Source organism: Nocardia wallacei, from assembly GCF_029869545.1.
Lineage (GTDB): Bacteria > Actinomycetota > Actinomycetes > Mycobacteriales > Mycobacteriaceae > Nocardia > Nocardia wallacei_A.
Genome location: NZ_JARWQD010000173.1, coordinates 1 through 18,447, shown reverse-complemented (window position 1 = coordinate 18,447; position 18,447 = coordinate 1). Strand labels below are relative to the sequence as shown.

Annotated in this window: 19 protein-coding genes; 15 read left to right on the top strand and 4 right to left on the bottom strand. The window is 70.8% G+C overall.

Annotated elements, in window-relative coordinates:
• Nucleotides 1-175 precede the first annotated feature (175 nt).
• The 13 genes from QH290_RS14230 to holA all read left to right on the top strand — a co-directional run bounded on the left by QH290_RS14230 (nucleotide 176) and on the right by holA (nucleotide 13,720).
• On the top strand, nucleotides 176-1,051 hold the full coding sequence (locus QH290_RS14230) for an AAA family ATPase (protein ID WP_280269284.1): 876 nt from the start codon (nucleotides 176-178) through the stop codon (nucleotides 1,049-1,051).
• A gap of 3 nt (nucleotides 1,052-1,054) precedes the next feature.
• Complete coding sequence (locus tag QH290_RS14225; RefSeq protein WP_425301869.1) at nucleotides 1,055-2,542, top strand: vWA domain-containing protein; 1,488 nt, start codon at nucleotides 1,055-1,057, stop codon at nucleotides 2,540-2,542.
• A 60-nt stretch (nucleotides 2,543-2,602) separates the two neighbouring features.
• The gene (locus QH290_RS14220; RefSeq protein ID WP_280383242.1) at nucleotides 2,603-3,322 is read left to right on the top strand and encodes a hypothetical protein; all 720 of its coding nucleotides are present in this window, start codon (nucleotides 2,603-2,605) and stop codon (nucleotides 3,320-3,322) included.
• 18 nt (nucleotides 3,323-3,340) lie between these two features.
• Complete coding sequence (gene nadD, locus QH290_RS14215) at nucleotides 3,341-3,982, top strand: nicotinate-nucleotide adenylyltransferase (protein WP_280269281.1); 642 nt, start codon at nucleotides 3,341-3,343, stop codon at nucleotides 3,980-3,982.
• Nucleotides 3,979-4,374, top strand: a complete 396-nt coding sequence (gene rsfS / locus QH290_RS14210; RefSeq protein ID WP_280383241.1) for a ribosome silencing factor — start codon at nucleotides 3,979-3,981, stop codon at nucleotides 4,372-4,374. Before nadD ends, rsfS begins: the two co-directional genes overlap by 4 nt.
• A 23-nt stretch (nucleotides 4,375-4,397) precedes the next feature.
• On the top strand, nucleotides 4,398-5,084 hold the full coding sequence (locus QH290_RS14205; RefSeq protein ID WP_280269298.1) for a histidine phosphatase family protein: 687 nt from the start codon (nucleotides 4,398-4,400) through the stop codon (nucleotides 5,082-5,084).
• Between the two features lie 76 nt (nucleotides 5,085-5,160).
• Nucleotides 5,161-6,441 carry a hypothetical protein gene (locus QH290_RS14200; RefSeq protein WP_280383240.1) on the top strand — a complete coding sequence of 427 codons (1,281 nt, stop codon included), beginning with the start codon at nucleotides 5,161-5,163 and terminating at the stop codon, nucleotides 6,439-6,441.
• A 101-nt stretch (nucleotides 6,442-6,542) separates the two neighbouring features.
• A complete protein-coding gene (gene octT, locus QH290_RS14195) occupies nucleotides 6,543-7,256 on the top strand; it encodes a diglucosylglycerate octanoyltransferase (protein ID WP_280383260.1) in 714 nt (237 codons plus the stop codon).
• 680 nt (nucleotides 7,257-7,936) lie between these two features.
• Nucleotides 7,937-8,779: a DegV family protein gene (locus tag QH290_RS14190; protein WP_280383239.1), complete on the top strand. Its 843-nt coding sequence runs from the start codon at nucleotides 7,937-7,939 to the stop codon at nucleotides 8,777-8,779.
• 62 nt (nucleotides 8,780-8,841) lie between these two features.
• On the top strand, nucleotides 8,842-9,684 hold the full coding sequence (locus QH290_RS14185; protein ID WP_280383238.1) for a methyltransferase domain-containing protein: 843 nt from the start codon (nucleotides 8,842-8,844) through the stop codon (nucleotides 9,682-9,684).
• A gap of 182 nt (nucleotides 9,685-9,866) precedes the next feature.
• Nucleotides 9,867-10,865 (top strand): ComEA family DNA-binding protein, encoded by a 999-nt coding sequence (locus tag QH290_RS14180; protein WP_280383237.1) that lies wholly within the window; start codon nucleotides 9,867-9,869, stop codon nucleotides 10,863-10,865.
• A gap of 75 nt (nucleotides 10,866-10,940) precedes the next feature.
• Complete coding sequence (locus QH290_RS14175) at nucleotides 10,941-12,512, top strand: ComEC/Rec2 family competence protein (protein ID WP_280383236.1); 1,572 nt, start codon at nucleotides 10,941-10,943, stop codon at nucleotides 12,510-12,512.
• A gap of 236 nt (nucleotides 12,513-12,748) precedes the next feature.
• Nucleotides 12,749-13,720 (top strand): DNA polymerase III subunit delta, encoded by a 972-nt coding sequence (gene holA, locus QH290_RS14170; protein ID WP_280269274.1) that lies wholly within the window; start codon nucleotides 12,749-12,751, stop codon nucleotides 13,718-13,720.
• A 6-nt stretch (nucleotides 13,721-13,726) separates the two neighbouring features.
• Here the strand turns inward: holA and QH290_RS14165 are convergent, their stop codons facing one another.
• From QH290_RS14165 to rpsT, 4 genes are all read right to left on the bottom strand, one after another.
• A complete protein-coding gene (locus QH290_RS14165; RefSeq protein ID WP_280269273.1) occupies nucleotides 13,727-14,134 on the bottom strand; it encodes a type II toxin-antitoxin system VapC family toxin in 408 nt (135 codons plus the stop codon).
• Complete coding sequence (locus QH290_RS14160; RefSeq protein ID WP_280269272.1) at nucleotides 14,127-14,384, bottom strand: FitA-like ribbon-helix-helix domain-containing protein; 258 nt, start codon at nucleotides 14,382-14,384, stop codon at nucleotides 14,127-14,129. Before QH290_RS14160 ends, QH290_RS14165 begins: the two co-directional genes overlap by 8 nt.
• A gap of 56 nt (nucleotides 14,385-14,440) precedes the next feature.
• On the bottom strand, nucleotides 14,441-15,361 hold the full coding sequence (locus tag QH290_RS14155; RefSeq protein WP_280383258.1) for a phosphatidylinositol-specific phospholipase C: 921 nt from the start codon (nucleotides 15,359-15,361) through the stop codon (nucleotides 14,441-14,443).
• A gap of 260 nt (nucleotides 15,362-15,621) precedes the next feature.
• Complete coding sequence (gene rpsT / locus QH290_RS14150; RefSeq protein ID WP_280269270.1) at nucleotides 15,622-15,885, bottom strand: 30S ribosomal protein S20; 264 nt, start codon at nucleotides 15,883-15,885, stop codon at nucleotides 15,622-15,624.
• Nucleotides 15,886-16,212: 327 nt separating this feature from the next.
• On the opposite strand from rpsT, the gene QH290_RS14145 reads away from it, so the two are divergent.
• Together QH290_RS14145 and QH290_RS14140 are read left to right on the top strand one after the other, a co-directional pair.
• Nucleotides 16,213-17,409 carry a cytochrome P450 family protein gene (locus tag QH290_RS14145; RefSeq protein WP_280383235.1) on the top strand — a complete coding sequence of 399 codons (1,197 nt, stop codon included), beginning with the start codon at nucleotides 16,213-16,215 and terminating at the stop codon, nucleotides 17,407-17,409.
• A gap of 144 nt (nucleotides 17,410-17,553) precedes the next feature.
• On the top strand, nucleotides 17,554-18,345 hold the full coding sequence (locus tag QH290_RS14140) for an aquaporin (protein WP_280269268.1): 792 nt from the start codon (nucleotides 17,554-17,556) through the stop codon (nucleotides 18,343-18,345).
• The last annotated feature ends 102 nt before the right edge of the window (nucleotides 18,346-18,447 follow it).

The window sequence follows — 18,447 nt, the reverse complement described above, 5'->3', positions numbered from 1 at the left end:
CATGCAACGGGTGCGGGAACGTGCAAGTAGTGCGTCGAGGGCTGGTGTCGACGGTGGTGGTGGGGGCTGTGTACCGTCGATTGCGGCCGTTCTATACGGTGCATAGGCGCGCGCGGCCCCTGGGCCGGTAGAGCTGTACGGGAGCGGCCGCACGCTCCGGAGGAGGACCGCAACGGTGCAGACCGCAACGCACGAGCCCATCTTCACATCGGTCGATGACGTGATCGCGCGGCTGGCGCAGACCGGCTACCTGGCCGATAAGGGCACCGCCACCTCGGTATTTCTGGCCGACAGGCTCGGCAAACCGCTGCTCATCGAGGGTCCGGCCGGGGTCGGCAAGACCGAGCTGGCGCGCGCGGTGTCCCAGGTCGCCGGGGCCGAGCTGGTGCGGCTGCAGTGCTACGAGGGCATCGACGAGGCGCGGGCGCTCTACGAGTGGAACCACGCCAAGCAGATCCTGCGCATCCAGGCCTCCAGCGAACACGGCTGGGAGGATACGAAGGCCGACGTGTTCAGCGAGGAATTCCTGCTGTCGCGGCCGCTGCTCACCGCGATCCGGCGCACCGATCCCACGGTGCTGCTGATCGACGAGGCCGACAAGGCCGACGTCGAGATCGAGGGCCTGATGCTCGAGGTGCTCAGTGACTTCGCCGTCACCGTGCCCGAACTCGGCACCATCGCCGCCGCCCGCCGCCCGTTCACGGTGCTCACCTCCAACGCCACCCGCGAACTGTCCGAGGCGCTCAAGCGGCGCTGCCTCTACCTGCACATCGACTTTCCGGGCGAGGAACTCGAGCGCAAGATCCTGGCCAGCCGGGTGCCGGAGCTGAAGCCCGCGGTGGCGGCGCAGCTGGTGCGGGTCGTGCACGTGCTGCGCGGGATGCAGCTGAAGAAGCTGCCGTCGGTCGCGGAGTCGATCGACTGGGGCCGCACGCTGCTGGCGCTGGGATTGAAGGATCTCGACGACAAGACCGTGCGCGCCACCCTCGGCGTCGTCCTCAAGCACCAGAGCGACCACCAACGCGCGCTGTCCGAGTTGAAACTGGCCTGACCGATGCCCGGCAAGCGCACTAACGCCCGCTCCCTGATCTCGCGGGGCACGCCGGGAGTGCCGAATCGAGAGCCGGAACTCCTTGCACCGCATGGTCTCTCGGGACACCTCGTCGGCTTCGTAGAAGCCCTGCGCGCCCGCGGTATCCCGGTGGGTCCCTCCGAAACCGTCGATGCGGGACAGGTTCTCACGGTCCTGGACCTGATGGACCGCGAGATGCTGCGCGAGGGCCTGGCCTGCGCGCTGCTGCGCCGCACCTCCCAGCGCGCCACCTTCGACGGGCTGTTCGACCTGTGGTTCCCGGCGGCGCAGGGCGAGCGCGCGGGCGCCGCGGATGTCGAGATCCCGCGCAAGCCCGACGGTGAGGTCGACATCATCGAACTGCGGAAGATGTTGGCGGAGTTGCTCGTTGCCGATCCCTCCGGGGAGCGCACGCGGCAGTTGCAGGAGCTGGCCGCGCAGATGGTCGAGCAGATGGGTCAGTACCGGTCCGCGAACGGACCCTCGTTCTCGGCGTATCAGACCCTCAAGGAGGTGCAGCCGGAGCTGCTGGTGAGCAAGTTGCTCGCGGGATTGGCCGCGGGACTGGACGATTCGGACTCCGGTCCGTCGGAATTCGACTCCGAGATCGCCCGTCGCGCCGCGCGCCGCCGCGTCAAGGACTTCCGCGCCACCGTCGAGGCCGAGACCCGCCGCCGCGTCGCCGAACGCATCGGCCGCGACCGCGTGGCCACCTACGGCGTGCAGCGCCAGGCCGAGGACGCCGACTTCCTGCGCATCTCGGAGAACGAGCTGGCCGAGCTGCGCCGCTCCAGCCACCGGCTGGCCCGGGTGCTGGCATCGCGGCTGGCCGCGCGCCGCCGCCGCGCCCGCCGCGGGGAGATCGATCTGCGCAAGACGCTGCGCAAATCCATGTCGACCGGCGGCGTGCCGATCAAGCTCGCGGCCCGCAAACCCCGGCCCGGCCGCCCCGATCTCGTGCTGCTGTGCGATATCTCGGGCTCGGTGGCCGGTTTCTCCAGTTTCACCATGCTGCTGGTCGACGCGCTGCGCGAGCAGTTCTCCCGGGTGCGCATCTTCGCGTTCGTCGACCGCGTCGACGAGGTCACCCACCTGTTCGACCAGGTGACGCCGCTGGACCAGGTGACGCGGCGGATCTTCACCGAGGCGAAGGTGGTCGGCATCGAGGGGCATTCGGATTACGGCGCGGCCCTGGAGGGTTTCGCCGAGAACTGGCCCGACGCGGTCACCAGCCGCACCTCGCTGCTGATCCTCGGCGACGCCCGCACCAACTACCGCGATCCGGCCCTGGACAGCCTGGGTCGGCTCGTTCAGGTCGCCAAGCACGCCTACTGGCTGAACCCGGAGGCGGAGAAGATGTGGGGCACAGGCGATTCCGCCGCCAAGCGCTACGCGGAGATCATCGAGATGCACGAATGCCGCTCGGCCAAGCAGCTGACCACGGTCGTCGGTCGCCTGCTGCCGGTGTGACGCTCGACGGCATTAGCGCTTGTTAAGCGGGCCCCAAGCATGTGGGGCGATGATTCGCGCGTGCCGAGCCGACCGCGGGATGCCGCCAACCGTACAGCCGATCCGCAGCGGGTTGCGGCGGTACCGGGGGAGGATCCGGCGGATCGCCGCACCGAGATCGCGACGCTGCTCGAGTTCGCCACCTCCCGGCTGTCCAGCGACCCGGCCAGCGCCGAATCCGCACTGCGCCGCGCGGCGGTCCTCGGATCGGATGTGCTGCCGACGGACCGGCTGGCCCGGCTGCACTCGCTGATCGTCACCGCCGTCGCCGCCCAGCCCGGCCGCGACCTCGACCTCGCCGCGGCCGCCGTGCGCGCCGCCGACAGCTGGCAGGGCCTGTCCGTGGCCGACGCCGCCCACCACGCCCTCGTCGCCGCCCGCACCCATTATCGCGCGGGCCGTCACCGCGAGGCCGCCGTCCTCTACCGGCGGGCACTCGCGCACCCCGATATCCCCTATCCCGTCGCCGAGATCGCCATCCTGCACGAGCAGTTCGGCGGCTGTCTGCAGGCGATGCACCGATACCGCGCCGCCGCAAGGGAATTCACCACCGGTGCCCGCCTGGTCGCCGCCGACGCCGACTGCGGTGAACTGCACGCCGATCTGCTCGCCTCGGCCGCCGCCGCGCGGGCCGGTGCCACGCCGGGCGCGGCGTTGCGGCGCATGACCGCGGGCGTGCGGCGGCGGGTCCGAGGGTGGTGGTCCGTTGCCCACGGTGGTTCCCGGCCGCGCACACCCTGACCAGTAAGCTCGGGATTCGTGCAAGAAACAGGCCGGCGCAAACTGGGTGTGATGGGCGGGACGTTCGACCCCGTCCATCACGGGCACCTGGTGGCAGCCAGCGAGGTCGCGCACCGTTTCGACCTCGATGAAGTCATATTCGTCCCGACCGGGCAGCCGTGGCAGAAGTCCACCAAGAAGGTCAGCCCGGCCGAGGACCGGTATCTGATGACCGTCATCGCGACCGCATCCAATCCGCGGTTCTCGGTGAGCCGGGCCGACATCGACCGCGGCAAGGTCACCTACACCGTCGACACCCTGCGTGACCTGCAATCCCAGCATCCCGACGCCGACCTGTACTTCATCACGGGTGCGGACGCGCTGTCGAGCATCCTGACGTGGCAGGATTGGGCGGAACTGTTCGAGCTGGCGAAGTTCGTCGGGGTGAGCCGTCCGGGGTACGAGTTGAACATCGACCACCTCGCCGAACACCTGCGGGACATGCCGGCCGATGCGGTCACCGTCATCGAGATCCCGGCCCTGGCGATCTCGTCGAGCGAATGCCGCCGTCGCGCCGCCGAGGGGCGGCCGGTGTGGTACCTCGTTCCGGACGGGGTCGTGCAGTACATATCGAAGCGGCACCTGTACGTGCCGGGAGGGAACGGGAAGGTAGCTGGGTGACTGCAACTGCTGAAGCTGTGGCGATGGCGCAGATCGCCGCGCGCGCGGCCGACGAGAAGCTGGCTTCCGACGTGGTGGTGCTCGACGTCTCCGAGCAGCTGGTGATCACCGACTGCTTCGTGATCGCGTCCGCGCCGAACGAGCGGCAGGTCAACGCGATCGTCGACAACGTCGAGGAGAAGCTGCGGCTGGCCGGGCACAAGCCGGTGCGGCGTGAGGGAACCCGCGAGGGGCGCTGGGTGCTGCTCGACTACGTCGAGCTCGTGGTGCACATCCAGCACAGCGACGAGCGCGATTTCTATGGGCTGGAACGACTGTGGAAGGACTGCCCGCAGGTTCCGGTCGAGGGGATCGGAGGCCCGCGCGGCGACGACGCCGAGGCCGCCGAGTGAGCCTGGAGCCGGGTGACGGCGCGCTGGACCCCGACGAGTCGACCGCCCGGACGGGCAAGCACGCCGGTGTGCGCCGGTTGATCCTGCTGCGGCACGGTCAGACCGAGTGGAATGCCGCCGACCGGATGCAGGGGCAGATCGATACCGAGCTGAGCGAGCTGGGCCGGCGCCAGGCCAAGGACGCCGCCCGCGAACTGGCCGGTCGCGACGCGATCGCCATCGTCTCCTCGGATCTGCGGCGCGCCTACGACACCGCGGTGGCCCTCGCCGACCACTGCGGGCTCGAGGTGGTGCGCGATCCCCGGCTGCGGGAAACCAGCCTCGGGGAATGGGAGGGGCTGACGCACATCCAGGTGGACGAGCGACATCCGGGCGCGCGGCAGACCTGGCGGCTGAACGCCGATTTCACCCCGCCGGGCGGCGAGAGCAAACTCGAGGTCGGCGCCCGCGCGCTGCCGGTGGTCCGTGAGCTGTTCGCCGCGCGCGGCGACTGGCCCGGCCGTACCATCATCCTGGTCGCGCACGGCGGGTTGATCGCGGCACTGACCGCTGCGCTGCTGGAGTTGCCTCAGCGGAATTGGCCCGTGCTCGGCGGGCTGGCCAATACCAGCTGGGTGCAGCTGAGCAGCCACGGTCCGAGCATCGAACAGCCCGGGTGGCGGCTGGATGTGTGGAACGCGGCGGCAAAGGTAGCACCTGATGTCCTCTGAAAAGTCCTCCGACGACCGGGACGAACCGGTCCGGCAGGTATCCGACGAACTGCTCCGCAAGGCGTCCGAGGGGCCCGTGCGGCACCTACCGGACGCCCTGTTCGGTGGTCCGGCCCCGGAACCGCCCGCGCCGAAACCGGCTGAGCCGGAACCGGAGCCGGAGTTCGAACGCGGCGGAGCCGTCCCCGACGAGCTGTTCCGCAAGGCCTCCGACATGCCCGTCCGACACCTACCGGACGTCCTGTTCGGCGGCCCGCTGACCCCGGTGGAACCGGTCGAGCAGGACAGCACCGGCGACGACGAAGCGGCCGCCGAACCCGATGGCGCTGCCGCGGTGGCGGCGGATACGCCGGTTGCGCAGGACGATTCGCCCCCTGCCGAGCAGGCGGAATCGGCCGATCCGGAGATCGTTGCCGAACAAGCTGCCGCCGCTGCGCCCGCCGATAGCGCGGCCCCCGGACAGGTGGCGGCCTCCGACGCGGCAGAGTCTCCCGAAGCCGCTGCGATCGGGGAAGCGGTTGCGACCTCCTCGGCCGTTGGGGCGGCGGCCGACACCGAAACCGGAGATACCGCCGCAGCCTTCGATGGCGCAGACGCGGACCCGACCGCGGAATCGCTTGCGCAGCAGGAGTCCACCGCCTCCGATGCCCGTGGCGCTGATGCCGCGGCCGGTGCGGCACCCGGGCAGGTGGCAGCCCCTGATGCGGCGGAGTCTCCCGAAGCCGCTGCGATCGGGGAAGCGGTTGCGACCTCCTCGGCCGCTGAGGAGGCTGCCGACACCCAGCCCAGTGGCGCTGCCGGGTCAGGCGAGGGCACAGCGTCCGTCGAGGCGGTGGCGGAATCGGCTGCGCGGCAGGAGATCGCCGACACTGGATCCGGAGAGGCAGCGAGCGCAGGCACCGCAGCCGACCAGCCAGCCGCGCAGTCGGAAGCGGTCGAGCAGTCTCCGGAAGCGAAAGACGGAGCGGCCGAGGGCGCAACGCCCGACCCCGCGGTGCAACCCGAGCGGCAGGCCGGTGCGGATTCGGCTGCGGCGGACAGCGATACCGAATCGGCCGCTCAGACGGGCACCAGCCAGGCCGAGTCGGCACTGCCGGAGGCGGCACCCCCAGCCTCCGACAGCGGCTCGGCACAGGCCGAGGCGGCGGTGGAACCTGAGCAGCAGACTGATTCGGCTGCGGCAGGTGCTGAGGGCGGTATGCCTGCGGCAGGTGCTGAGGGCGGTGCGGGTGTGGCGGGTGCCGAGCGGAAGGACGAACCGGCGACCCCTGTGGGTTCCGGTGCGGCAGTGGGGGAGAGCGGTGGGGGGCGGTTGAAGCGCGCTATGAAACGTCTGTTCGGAGGAAAGTCGACGTGACCCCATCCGGCCCAGCCGATTCCGGCGCCGACGATCGGGCGGCATCGCCCGATCCGCAGCCACGCGACGACCTCGCGACCGCACCGGGCTCCCATCGCCCGGTGCTGGTCGTGATCGCGGACTCGCTGGCGTACTTCGGCCCGAAGGGCGGGCTGCCCGCCGACGACCCGCGGATCTGGCCGAATCTCGTTGCGGCCGAACTGGACTGGGACGTCGAGCTGGTCGCCCGGATCGGCTGGACCTGCCGCGACGGCTACTGGGCGCTGATCGGCGACCCCCGGGTATGGGCGGCGGTCCCGCGCGCGGGCGCGGTCGTCTTCGCCACCGGCGGCATGGATTCGCTGCCGTCGCCGCTGCCGACCGCCCTGCGCGAACAGATCCGCTACCTGCGACCGCCCGCCCTGCGCCGCGTCGTGCGCAGCGGTTACCAATGGCTGCAACCGCGGCTGGCGAAGCTGGGCCGTCCCGTCGCGCTGCCGCCGCATGTCAGCATCGACTACCTGGAGCAGGCGCGGAATGCGGTGGCGCAGTTGCGTCCCGACCTGCCCTTCGTCGGTGTCCTGCCGTCGGTCCACGACTGCGAGGCGTACGGTCGCGTGCACACCGGTCGTGAGCCCGCGGTGCGTGCCCTGCGTGAATGGTCGGCGAAATCCGGTGTCCCACTGGTGGATCTGGCGGAAGCCGTGCGCGACAACATCTTCTCCGGCGAATCCAACCCCGACGGCATCCACTGGGGCTGGGAGGGCCACACCGCCGTAGCCCGGGCCATGGTCAAGGTGCTGGCGGAAGTCCGCGCCCCCGAGGGCGGTGCATGAACCGCGCCCGCGCACCACGCGGCGTCCCCACCGAGCCGTCGCGCGCCGAGACCCCGAGCCCCGCGCCCCTCCCTACGGTCGACGCCCACCCGCGACCTGATGTCGCGGCGCCCCCTTGTGCCTGCCCACCTCGCCGTGCGTGGCGCGGCCAGCTTCATGCCAATGTCTTGGTCGCCCAATCCGCCAGGCCGCGTTGCGATGCTGGTGGCGGATCGGCGCAAGCCGAACGGATGCGTCCGCTCCCCAAACCATGGCGCGGTGCGGATAGCGGGTGGTTGCGAGCCGAAGTGGTGCGCCCGCTTGCCGGGCCGGGCCGTGGTGCGGATGGCGGGTGGTTGCGAGCCGAGGTGGTGCGTGGGCTTGCCGGGCTGTGCCGTGGTGTGGGTGGCGGGTCGTTGCGAGCCGAACTGATGCGGCCGCTCCCCGAGCCATGGCGTGGTGTGGGGGACGGGTGGTTGCGAGCCGAAGCTGTGCGCCCGCTTGCCGGGCCGGGCCGTGGTGTGGGGGACGGGTGGTTGCGAGCCGAAGCTTTGCGTGTGGTTGGCGGGGCGCGGCTGGGTGCGGGCCGCGATCGGTTGCGTGGTGGGGTGGGCTCGGTGGCGCGAAGGCGTGCTCGGGCGGACGGGCCGCCGCGGGTGTTGTGTAGGGCGGTCGCGGGTGCGTGGGAGGCCGGGTAGCCGATGGCCGTCGTGGTGGTGACCGATTCCTCCGCCAGCCTGCCCGCGGAGCTCGTCGCGGATCTGGGCATCGTGGTGGTACCGCTGCATGTGCTGGTCGATGACCGCGCGCTCGGCGAGGGCGTCGATGACGAGCCCATCGACTACACGTCCTCGACGGTGACCACCTCCGCTCCGTCACCGGGTGAACTGTGCGCCGCCTACGAGCGCGCGCTCGCCCGCAGCGGCGGCGACGGCGTTGTCGCCGTGCACATTTCGCGCCAGCTCTCGGCCACCTGGGAGGCGGGCAGGCAGGCGATCCGGGATATGGACGCCGCGGATCGCGTGCGCCTGGTGGATTCGCTGAGCGCGGGACTCGGCACCGGCCTGCCGGTGCGGGCGGCCGCGCGCCGCGCCCATGCGGGCGCCACATTGGATATCGTCTACGACGCCGCCACCTCGGCCGCCGCGCGGGGCCGGGCGTTCATCGTGGTCAACCGCACCGAGCAGCTGCGCCGCGGCGGCCGCCTCAGCTCGGCGGCGGCCTTCTTCGGCACCGAACTGGTCACCAAACCCATCCTGCAGATGGTCGACGGCCGTCTCGAGCTGCGGGAGAAGGCGCGAACCCGGTCCAAGGCCTATGCGAAACTCGTGGCCGCCGCGGTGGACGCGGCGGGCGAGGACGGCGCGACCGTGGCCGTGCAGCACCTCGGCGCCCCCGAGGCCGCCGACACCGTCACCGCCCAGCTGTCGGCCCTCATTCCCGGTATTCGCGAGCTGGTCACCGCGGAATTCGGGCCCACTCTCGGCGTGCATCTGGGGCCGGGCGCGGTGGGCGTGCTCGTCGTGCCGGGCGGCTGCGGCTGAACCATTTGCCGAATCGGCAACAATGTTTGCCTGATCGAGCTGTCCGGCGGCATGGTCGAACCATGAACCACGACGACGACTTCGACTGGGCCGCCATGGCCGACATGCTGGTGGACGAGGGCGAGGCGTACAGCCCCTACCTGCACGGCGCCTTCGATCGGCTCGCGCACCTGGATCCGCAACGGATCCTGGACATCGGTTCCGGGCCCGGCGTCGCGGCGTGCCTGCTGGCGCAGCGCTTCCCCGCGGCCGAGGTGATCGCGGTGGACGGGACGAAGGAATTGCTGACACGCGCCGAACAGCGGGCCGCGGACCTCGGCGTGGGCTTGCGCACGCAGGTGGCCGAGTTCCCGGCCGGGCTGGCCGACCTGCCCGAGGCCGACCTGGTGTGGTCGGCGAACGTCGTGCACCACGTCGGCGATCAACTGGATGCGCTCACGCGGATGGCCGCGCTCCTGCGTCCGGGCGGCGTGCTGGCCATCGCCGAAGGCGGGCTCCCGGCGCGCTGGCTGCCCCGCGACCTCGGGTTCGGCCGCCCGGGTCTGCAGGTCCGGCTGGATGCGGCGATGGCGCAGCGCTTCGACCGGATGCGTACCGAACTGCCCGATTCGGTTGCGGTGGCCGAGGATTGGCCCGCCCTGCTGCGCGCCGCCGGACTGGTCGACGCCCACAGCCGCAGCTTCCTGGTGGACCATCCCGCGCCCCTGGACCCCGGCCCCCGCCGCTCGGTCCGGCAGTGGCTGGAACGCAGCCGCCACATGCACGCCGAGACCCTCGCCGCCGACGACCTGGCAACCCTGAACCGCCTACTGGACCCCGCGGACCCCGAATTCATCGACAACCGCTCCGACACCTTCCTCCTGACCGCCAAGACGGTCCACTACGCCCACCGCCCGTCCGCCTGAGCCTTGCTTCCAGAGCGTTCCGTTGACGCGTGCGACGCACCGCTGGTGAGATAACCGGCACCCCAGTCTGTTTCGTGCCCTCAGGGGTCGGGTTCTCCACAGGTGTGCGGTTGTCCACAGGGTTGTCGAAAGCCCTTGTCGGCCGGGCAGTCTCGGTGGGCGTGGCGCTTACTGTGACCGGCATGGCGGGAGACGAGGAGCGGCGGCGGGTGCGGGAGCGGCTCGGGGCTATCGCATCGGAACCGCGCGGTACGCGGTCGGTTCCCGGCGGGCGCTGGGATCTCGACGAACTGGATGGCGAGGATCCCGAGTTCGATGACGATGCGGACCGTCTGGAGGGCGAGGGGCCGTGTCGCGCTGGATCGGCGGGCGGCGGTGGGAGGGACGAGGCCGAGGGGCCGCGTATGCCGCACTGGCTGCGGGAGCCGGGCGGCGAGGCGCGGTGGCATGAGCGAGTGATTCCCGAGCGCTGGCGTGGCATGCGGCTCGATCCGGGGCGGCGGGGCGTGCTCGTGCTGATCGCGGCCGGGGTGGCCGCCGTGATCCTCGCGGCCGCGGCGGTGCAGCGGGAAAGCCCTGTCGCACAGCCGGTTCCGCCGCTTCCCGCGGTACGCACCTCGGCGGCGGGCACGAGCACCGCCACCGCGCCGGAACCGACGGGGAGGGCGGCGGAATCGAGTACAGCGCCGCCGAGTGGACGATCGGAACTGGTCGTCAGCGTGATCGGCTTGGTCGAGCATCCCGGATTGCTGCATCTACCGTCCGGCTCTCGCGTCGCCGATGCCCTCGCGGTGGCGGTCGCGCAGGACGGCGCGGACCTCGGGAGCCTCAATCTGGCCCAGCGTCTGGCCGATGGTGACCAGGTCGTCGTGGGTGCCGTCGCGCCGCAGCCGGGCCCGCCACGAGTGGGGAGCGTCGTCATCCCGGGCGGGCAGCGGCCCGCCGCACCGGGCGGAACCTCCGGCGCCGCAGCACCTTCCGGCCCGGCGGCGAGGGTCGACCTGAACACCGCCACCGAAGCCGAACTGGACGCGCTGCCCGGCGTCGGCCCGGCCACCGCCCTCGCCATCCTCGCCTGGCGCACCGAACACGGCCGCTTCACCAGCGTGGACCAGCTGGCCGAGGTCACCGGAATAGGCCCCACCCGCCTCAACCGCCTGCGCAACCTGGTGACGGTATGACCACCGGACGGGGCGCTCGGCGTATTCGGTGCCGATTTCCGGCGGCGACCGTGTGTGATTTCTCGAAGGCGACGAATGGGGGAGGCTGTGGACGGGGAGGACTCGGGTGGGCGGGCGCCGGTCGTCGAGCCGGAGTTGCTGGATACGCGGCTGGTGCCTGCGGCCGTGGTGTGCTGGGGCGCGACGATTGTGGCGGTTGTCGCCGGGTGGCGGGTGGGGGTCGTGGTGGCCGTGGGGCTGGTTGTCGCGGGAATCGGGTTGGGCGCGTGGCTGATTCGCGGGGCTCGGGGCGAACTGTGCCGGATGCTCGCCGCGGTGGCGTTGGCGGCGGTGCTGGCGGGGGCGGGCTTCGCGGCGGCCGCGGCCTGGCGCGAAGGGCGGGTGGCGGCGCATCCGTTGCGAGTCGCGGCCCCCGGCACCTATGTGACTGTCGTCGTCACGCCGGTCGACGATCCGAAACCCCTGCCCAGCAAGGCATTCGGAGGTCGGCAATGGCTGCTGCAGGCAAACCTGCGGGAATACCGGCACGCGCAGACGGTTGTCCGGGCGGGCGGTTCGGTCCTCGTGCTGGTCCCGGAGGCGGGGTGGCAGACGGTGCTGCCGGGCCAGCGGGTGGAGTTCCGTGCGCGACTGGATCGGCCGTGGCGGCGGGATCTCACGGTCGCCGTGCTGCGCGCGCAAGGGCCGCCGACGGGCGTGGCGTCGCCGCCGTGGTGGCAGCACGCCGCGGGCGAGGTGCGGTCGCGGTTCGCCGCCGCGGCCGACCGCGCGCTCTCCGACGACGCCGCCGGACTGCTGCCGGGCCTCGTCGTCGGCGACGTCTCCCGCCTACCCGGCCACGTCCGCGAGAATTTCGTGCAGACCGACCTGGCGCATCTGACGGCGGTCTCGGGCATGAACGTATCGATACTCCTTGCCGCCGTGCTGTTTTCGGTGCGGGCGCTGACTCTGGACGCCAGAGCCGGAATGGCTCTCGCGGCGCTGGTCCTGGTGCTTTTCGTGATCCTCGCGCGGCCGTCGCCGTCGGTGCTGCGGGCCGCGGTGATGGGGGCGATCGGCCTGCTGGCCCTGGCCACCGGGCGTCGAAAACACGCGCTGTCCGCTCTGTGTGCGGCGGTCCTCGGTCTGCTCGCGTACCTGCCCGCGCTCGCCGTCGACGCCGGATTCGCGCTGTCGGTCCTGGCAACGGCCGCCCTGATCCTGCTGGCGCCCAACTGGTCTCAGTGGCTGCAGCGGCGAGGCTGGCCCCGATTCCTGGCCGAGGCGTGCGCCGTCGCGACGGCCGCCTTCCTGGTGACGACGCCGATCATCGCCGCCCTGACCGGTCACGCCGGTCTTCTGGGCATCCTCGCGAACGTGCTGGTCGAACCGGTGATCGTCCCGATCACCATCCTCGGGACCGTCGGCGCGGTGCTGGCGCTGCTCTGGATGCCCGCGGCCGTCCTGGTGCTCACGCTGACCGCCCCGCTCCTGTGGTGGCTGCTGTTCGTCGCGGAACGCGGTGCGGCAGCGGGCCTTTCCGTCACCGTGCCGAGCGGAGTCCCGGGCGCCCTGCTCGTAGCGACGGCCGCGCTCCTGATCATCGCGGCCCTGCGCCGCATCACCCGCACCGCCACCCCCGAACCACCCGGCACCGACCACCGCTGAGCCACCGCCTCCCCCGGGGCACGATTTCCGTCCTCGCATCACTCCCGGCATGCCGAGTATCTGCACGAGGTCATCCACCGCTGGCAGTCACGGCACCCGTACAAGGTCGCCTGGGCGAACCGCGAGGCCCTGGCATAGGCGGTGTTCCCCGCAGGGTCCCGCCTTCCGTGCGAGAGGTGTGGGACGAGGCCGTAGTGGTGGTGGGGCTGTCGGTGGGCACCCGTAGGATCGTCGCCGTGACCGAACGCCTCGCACCCGTCCATCTCGTGCTCGGTGAGGAAGAATTGCTGATCGATCGCGCGGTCGCCGCGATCGTCGCCCGGGTACGCGCCGTCGCCCCGGACCCGGAATCGCTACCCGTGGACCGGATGCGCGCCGGTGATGCCAGCACGTCCGAGCTGGCGGAGCTGCTCAGCCCGTCGTTGTTCGCCGAGGATCGGGTGATCATCCTGGAGTCGGCGGCCGAGGCGGGCAAGGAGGCGGTCGCCGTGATCACCGACGCGGCCTCGTCGCCGCCCGAGGGCGTGGTGCTCGTGATTCTGCATACCGGCGGCGGCCGCGCCAAGGCGCTGGCCCCCGCGCTGCAGAAGGCGGGCGCCGAGGTGCACCAGTGCGCCAAGATCACCAAGACCGGCGAGCGAATCGAGTTCGTACGCAACGAATTCCGTGCCGCCGGGGTCCGGGTGCCCGCCGAGGTGGTGCAGACGGTGCTGGAGGCCGTCGGCTCGGATCTGCGAGAACTTGCCGCCGCCTGCTCACAGCTGGTCGCCGATACCGGCGGCCGGGTCGATGTCGGCGCCGTCCGCCGCTACTACTCCGGCCGCGCCGAGGTGACCGGTTTCGACGTCGCCGAACTCGCCGTCTCCGGCGACCGCCCGGGTGCCATGGAGGCCCTGCGCTGGGCCACCGACCGCGGCGTCCCGGCCGTCCTGCTCGCCGACGCCCTCGCCGATTCGGTGCACACCATCGCCCGCGTCGGCTCGGCCGGGCGCGGCGACCCCTTCAAGCTCGCCTCGACGCTGGGCATGCCCCCGTGGAAGGTCAAGAAGGCCCAGGGCCAGGCCCGCGGCTGGACCCCCGCCACCATCGGCACCGCCCTGCAGGTCGTCGCCACCCTGAACGCCGATGTCAAGGGCGGCGCCGCCGACACCGACTTCGCCCTCGAACACGCCCTCACCAAGATCCTCGACCTGCACGGCAGCGCCTGAGGCGAGTCAGCCCGGTGCGACGATCTCCAAGGCAGGGAAGTAGCTCCGGAAGTCCTCGCGATTGCGCGTCAGCAACCGATAACCGTCGAGGAGCGCGTGCGCCCCGATATAGAAGTCGGGAAGGGGGGAAGTCTTGGCGCCACCCTTCTGCCGATACTGCAGGAATGCCCGCCCGGCGAGGAACCCCGCCTCCCACGGTAAGCCCTCGCGGCAGAAATCCTCCGCGGGCAGTGCCGCCTCGAGATCTTCGATGTTCGCGAAGTGGATGGATACCTCCGCGTACACGATCGGGTTGATCACGATACCCTCGTCGTCGATCGCCGCACGGATCCGTTCGGTGGACCAGTTCCCCCACACCGGATCGTCGCCGAGCATGTCGAGAAGCACGCAGGTGTCGACGAGGGTTCTAGGCACCGCGCAGCAGTTCCATGAGCTGATCGGTGGACAGCCCACGTGTCTGCGGGTTGTTCGCTGTGCCGCGGGCACGGCGAACCGCGCGTTCACCACGTGTCTCGCCGACAGGGATCAGCGGATTCGCCTGCGCGGCATCGTGTTCGAGAAGCGCGAGCATATATGCCTGGAGCGATCGGCCCACCTGTGCGGCGTGGATCTTCACGGTTCTCAGAACGTCGTCCGGGACGTCTCGGATCGTAAGTGCCGTCATGAGTCCAGTATAGCTGCAATGCATGCATTGCAGCTATTGCAGCTACGTAGATCTCGCTATGCGACGTTGTGGCGGACTATCTCGCTGACCAGGGCCGGGCCGGGGAAGTCCGTCATGAGTATGCCTGCGGGTGCCCCGGGCCTGCTGCGCAGATGGTCGAGGGTGTGCTGGTTTTCGTAGGAGGCGTAGCGGGTGGGGAGTTTGGTGGGGTCGGGGGCGCCGTTGGCGGACAGGTAGTTGACGGTGAGGGTGGAGGGCGGGGCGGTGGCCGCCTTGTCCAGGTGGGCGGCGATCGCGGCCCATTTGGTCTCCCGGTCCGGGCCGTCCCACAGGTCTTGCTCGTCGAGGGGGAGGCCGCGCGTCTCGCCGCGGTCGACACCGGCGAACTGCGTGATGACGATTCTGCCGCGCACCTCCCGCAGCGGCGGAATCTCGGCGCGGCCGGTGGCGGAGGGGAGCCAGATCCGCGGGGACGAGGCCAGCGCCCGGTCGATGCGGGCCAGGTCGGGCTTCACGCCACCGGCGTCCACACAGCCGAAGGGGATGCCCTCGGCCCCGCATTCGGCCTTCACCCGCATCAGCACGGTCTCGCCCGGATGCCGGGTCAGGAAGTCGTCGACCACGCCCAGCACGTCGTCGAGGTTCGCCTGCTGGTAGAACGACCCGTGGTGGACGGCCAGCGCATCGGCCTCGTCGCGGCGCACCCGGATGTCGAGGGCCCGGATACCGGCCTCCAGCTGAACGCGCAGGCTCTGCCTCGAAATGCAGTTGGCGTCAGCGCAACCGGTGTCGAACCCCTCCTGGGTGACCACCGCGGGCCCGGCCCGACCGCCGTGGATCGACAGGGTGTCGTGGGTGCCGGGAATCGACATCCGGCTCAGCGGCCGATCGTCGGGCAGGGCGCCCATCCAGTCGGGATTGCGCGCGGTGTCGAGCTGTCCGTGCGCGCCCGGCGGCCGCGCGCCCGGCAACTCCATCGCCACCGGCTCGGGCGGAGGCTCGGAAGGGGGTGGGGGAGAAGATGATTCGCCGCATCCGGCCAGTACCACCCCCGCCGCGACCGCCACCGCGATCCTGCGCCATGCCCCCCCGTCATCCGCCCACGGTAGCCGACCCGCCCGCGCCGGGCGAATCATGCTGCCGGACACGACAAAAGCCGCCGTGGTCGTCTGTGCTTACAGACCCTCTGCCACGGCGGCGTTGCGAAAGTATGTGCGGTAGCGACTACCGCGCGGGCTCAGCCCAGCTTGTTGAAGGCCAGCGACAGCGCCGACTTCTTGTTGGCGGCCTGGTTGGCGTGGATGACGCCCTTCGAGGCGGCCTTGTCGAGGTCGCGGCTGGCGGACAGCAGCAGCGCCTGCGCCTTCTCCTTCTCACCGGCCGCGGCGGCCTCGCGGAACTTGCGGATCGAGGTGCGCAGCGCGGACTTCACCGACTGGTTGCGCTGCCGCGCCGCCTCGTTGGTGCGGATCCGCTTCATCTGGGACTTGATATTGGCCACGCTTGTTCCTCTGATTCCTGTCGTCAGTTCGGTGTCATGCTTCGGGAAGTCTGTGGGCGCACTACACCGGCTGGGTAGCGCCGCGCCGACGATCGAGGTTACCAGCTGTCACGGTTCGGGGTGAAATCGCCCCGGTCGGAAGCATGCCGATGCAGGAAATCTACCTGCTTTCATGCCTCTTCTCCGGCGACGGTGCCGGACGTCGGCCACTTACGTTTTGATGCCCGCGGATTCCGGTGCCGGGCAGGAGATCCCGCGACGGCTGTCGCCGCCTGCGCTGGGGGTTCACACTCCTGGACGTCGGCCGCAAACCACTGGGGAGACACCATGACCGAATCAGTCATCCAGCTGCCAACCGCTGGGGAATCCATCCATGCGACCTATGCCCGGATTCGGGCGGGCGGCGAAGTCGTCCCGATCGAACTGCCCGGGGGTGTCCCGGCCTATGTCGCGGTCAGCTACCGGGCGGTGAGCACGGTCCTCGACGACAAACTGTTCAGCAAGAACGCGGCGAACTGCCCGGCGCTGCGCGACGGCACCATCCCGGCGGACTGGCCGCTGCGCGCCCTGACCGATATCGACCACATGCTCAACCTGGACGGCCTCGAGCATCGGCGGCTGCGCAAGACGATCGGCCAAGCCTTCACGCCCGCCCGGATCGCGGGTCTGGAACCGGACATCGGGAAGATCGCCGAGGATCTCATCGCGGACTTCCCCGAGGATGACGAGGTCGACCTGGTCTCGCACTTCACGACACCGCTGCCGGTCCGGGTGATCTGCGCGCTGTTCGGGGTGCCGCCGAGCGAGCAGCCGCAGATCAAGGACTGGACCGCCGCGATCGTGTCGGCCACCGCCACCGCCGAGGAGGCCCAGGGCGCGATGCTCGGCATGATCGGCTATTTCACCGAGTTGCTCGAGCGCAAGGGCCGCGAGCCGGGCGACGACCTCACCTCCGCGCTGCTGCAGGCCAACGCGGACAACGACCTCACCACCGAGGAACTGATCAACATGCTCTGGCTGGTGATCGTGGCGGGGCACGAGACGACCGTGCACCTGCTGAGCAACGCCATCGTGGTGCTGTGCACCCATCCCGAGCAGCGGGCCCGGGCGGTCGCGGAGGCGCGGTGGGCGGATGTGGTGGAGGAGGTGCTGCGCTACGACTCGTCGGTCGTCGGCGCGCTGATGCGCTACGCCCGTTCCGACGTCACGGTCGCCGACGTCGACATCCCGGCGGGCAGCATGGTGCTGTGGACCGGCGGCGTGGGCAGGGACGCACGGCACTATCCGGACGCGGACACCTTCGATATCGATCACGACCACCGCGATCAGCTGGCCTTCGGCCGCGGCCCGCACTTCTGTCTCGGCGCGCCGCTGGCCCGGCTGGAGAGCCGCATCGCCCTGTCGGCGCTGTTCACGCACTTCCCGCGCCTGGAACTCGCCCGCGATCCGGCGGATCTGCCGTACGCGATGCAGATCAGCACCACCGGCCCGCTCGCCCTCCCGGTCCGCCTCGAGCCTCGCTGAGCGCGGCGCGGCCGCGCGGGATCGTTGTGGAGCGGGCCCGGCTCGCGTAGCGTCCGACGGGAGCGACCCCTACCGGTCGTACGTTCACGAATTCTCCGCGTAGTACCTGCTCTCGATGGTCGGCACGAAAGGGGAAGGTGGCAGATGTCTCCGACTGCTCAGGAAGTTGTCGAGGAGGACGTCGAGCGGCGGCCGGTTCCGCTGATCCGCAAATTGCTCGCCGAGGCGATCGGCACCTTCGTGCTGGTGCTGGGCGGTGTCGGTACCGCGGTGATCGCGGGGGAGCGGGTCGGCGCGCTCGGGGTGGCGCTGGCGTTCGGGTTCACGCTGCTGTTCCTGGTGTATTCGATCGGCCCCGTGTCCGGCTGCCATGTGAATCCGGCGGTGACGGTGGGGCAGCTGCTGCTCGGCCGGATCGGCGCGGTGACGGCGATCAATTACGTTGTGGCACAGCTGATCGGCGGGTTCGCCTCCGGTGCCGTGGTCTACGCGCTGGCGCAGAACCTGCCGTCCTACAACCGGATTCGGGACGGTCTCGGCGCCAACGGCTGGGGTGCGCACAGCCCGTCGAAGGTGGAACTCGACGGGCCGATCGGCACGCTCACGCAGAACGGGTACGGGTTGGCCGCCGCGATCACCGTGGAGGTGGTACTGACCGCGCTGCTGGTGTTCGTCGTGCTGGCGTCCACCGATCAGCTGTCCGACGTTCCGCTGGCCGGGGTGTCCATCGGCATCACGCTCGCGGTCATCCACCTGATCTCGATCCCGATCGACAACACCTCGGTCAACCCGGCGCGCAGCCTGGCCGTCGCGCCCTATCAGGACGGTGCGCTGGCGCAGGTCTGGGTGTTCGTGGTGTTCCCGCTCGTGGGTGGTGCGCTCGGCGCGCTCGTCTACGGGCTGCTGTTCGGCCGCTCCCGCAACATGGCTTCGTAGCGGTGCCGGGGGGGCGGCCGCCGGTGGGGGCCGCCCCCGAAATTTTGAAGGGGGTTTTGGGCCCCCCCCCGGGGGGGCCCCGGGGAGAGTGGTTGGCGGGCC

Excerpts from the sequence above, each read along its gene's own strand:
- QH290_RS14155 (WP_280383258.1), bottom strand. The coding sequence starts at position 15,361 with ATGGAGTTGCCGGGCGCGCGGCCGCCGGGCGCGCACGGACAGCTCGAC.
- QH290_RS14225 (WP_425301869.1), top strand. The coding sequence starts at position 1,055 with ATGCCCGGCAAGCGCACTAACGCCCGCTCCCTGATCTCGCGGGGCACG.
- QH290_RS14160 (WP_280269272.1), bottom strand. The coding sequence starts at position 14,384 with ATGACGGCACTTACGATCCGAGACGTCCCGGACGACGTTCTGAGAACC.
- QH290_RS14140 (WP_280269268.1), top strand. The coding sequence starts at position 17,554 with ATGTCTCCGACTGCTCAGGAAGTTGTCGAGGAGGACGTCGAGCGGCGG.
- QH290_RS14190 (WP_280383239.1), top strand. The coding sequence starts at position 7,937 with ATGGCCGTCGTGGTGGTGACCGATTCCTCCGCCAGCCTGCCCGCGGAG.
- QH290_RS14175 (WP_280383236.1), top strand. The coding sequence starts at position 10,941 with ATGGGGGAGGCTGTGGACGGGGAGGACTCGGGTGGGCGGGCGCCGGTC.
- QH290_RS14185 (WP_280383238.1), top strand. The coding sequence starts at position 8,842 with ATGAACCACGACGACGACTTCGACTGGGCCGCCATGGCCGACATGCTG.
- QH290_RS14145 (WP_280383235.1), top strand. The coding sequence starts at position 16,213 with ATGACCGAATCAGTCATCCAGCTGCCAACCGCTGGGGAATCCATCCAT.
- QH290_RS14180 (WP_280383237.1), top strand. The coding sequence starts at position 9,867 with ATGGCGGGAGACGAGGAGCGGCGGCGGGTGCGGGAGCGGCTCGGGGCT.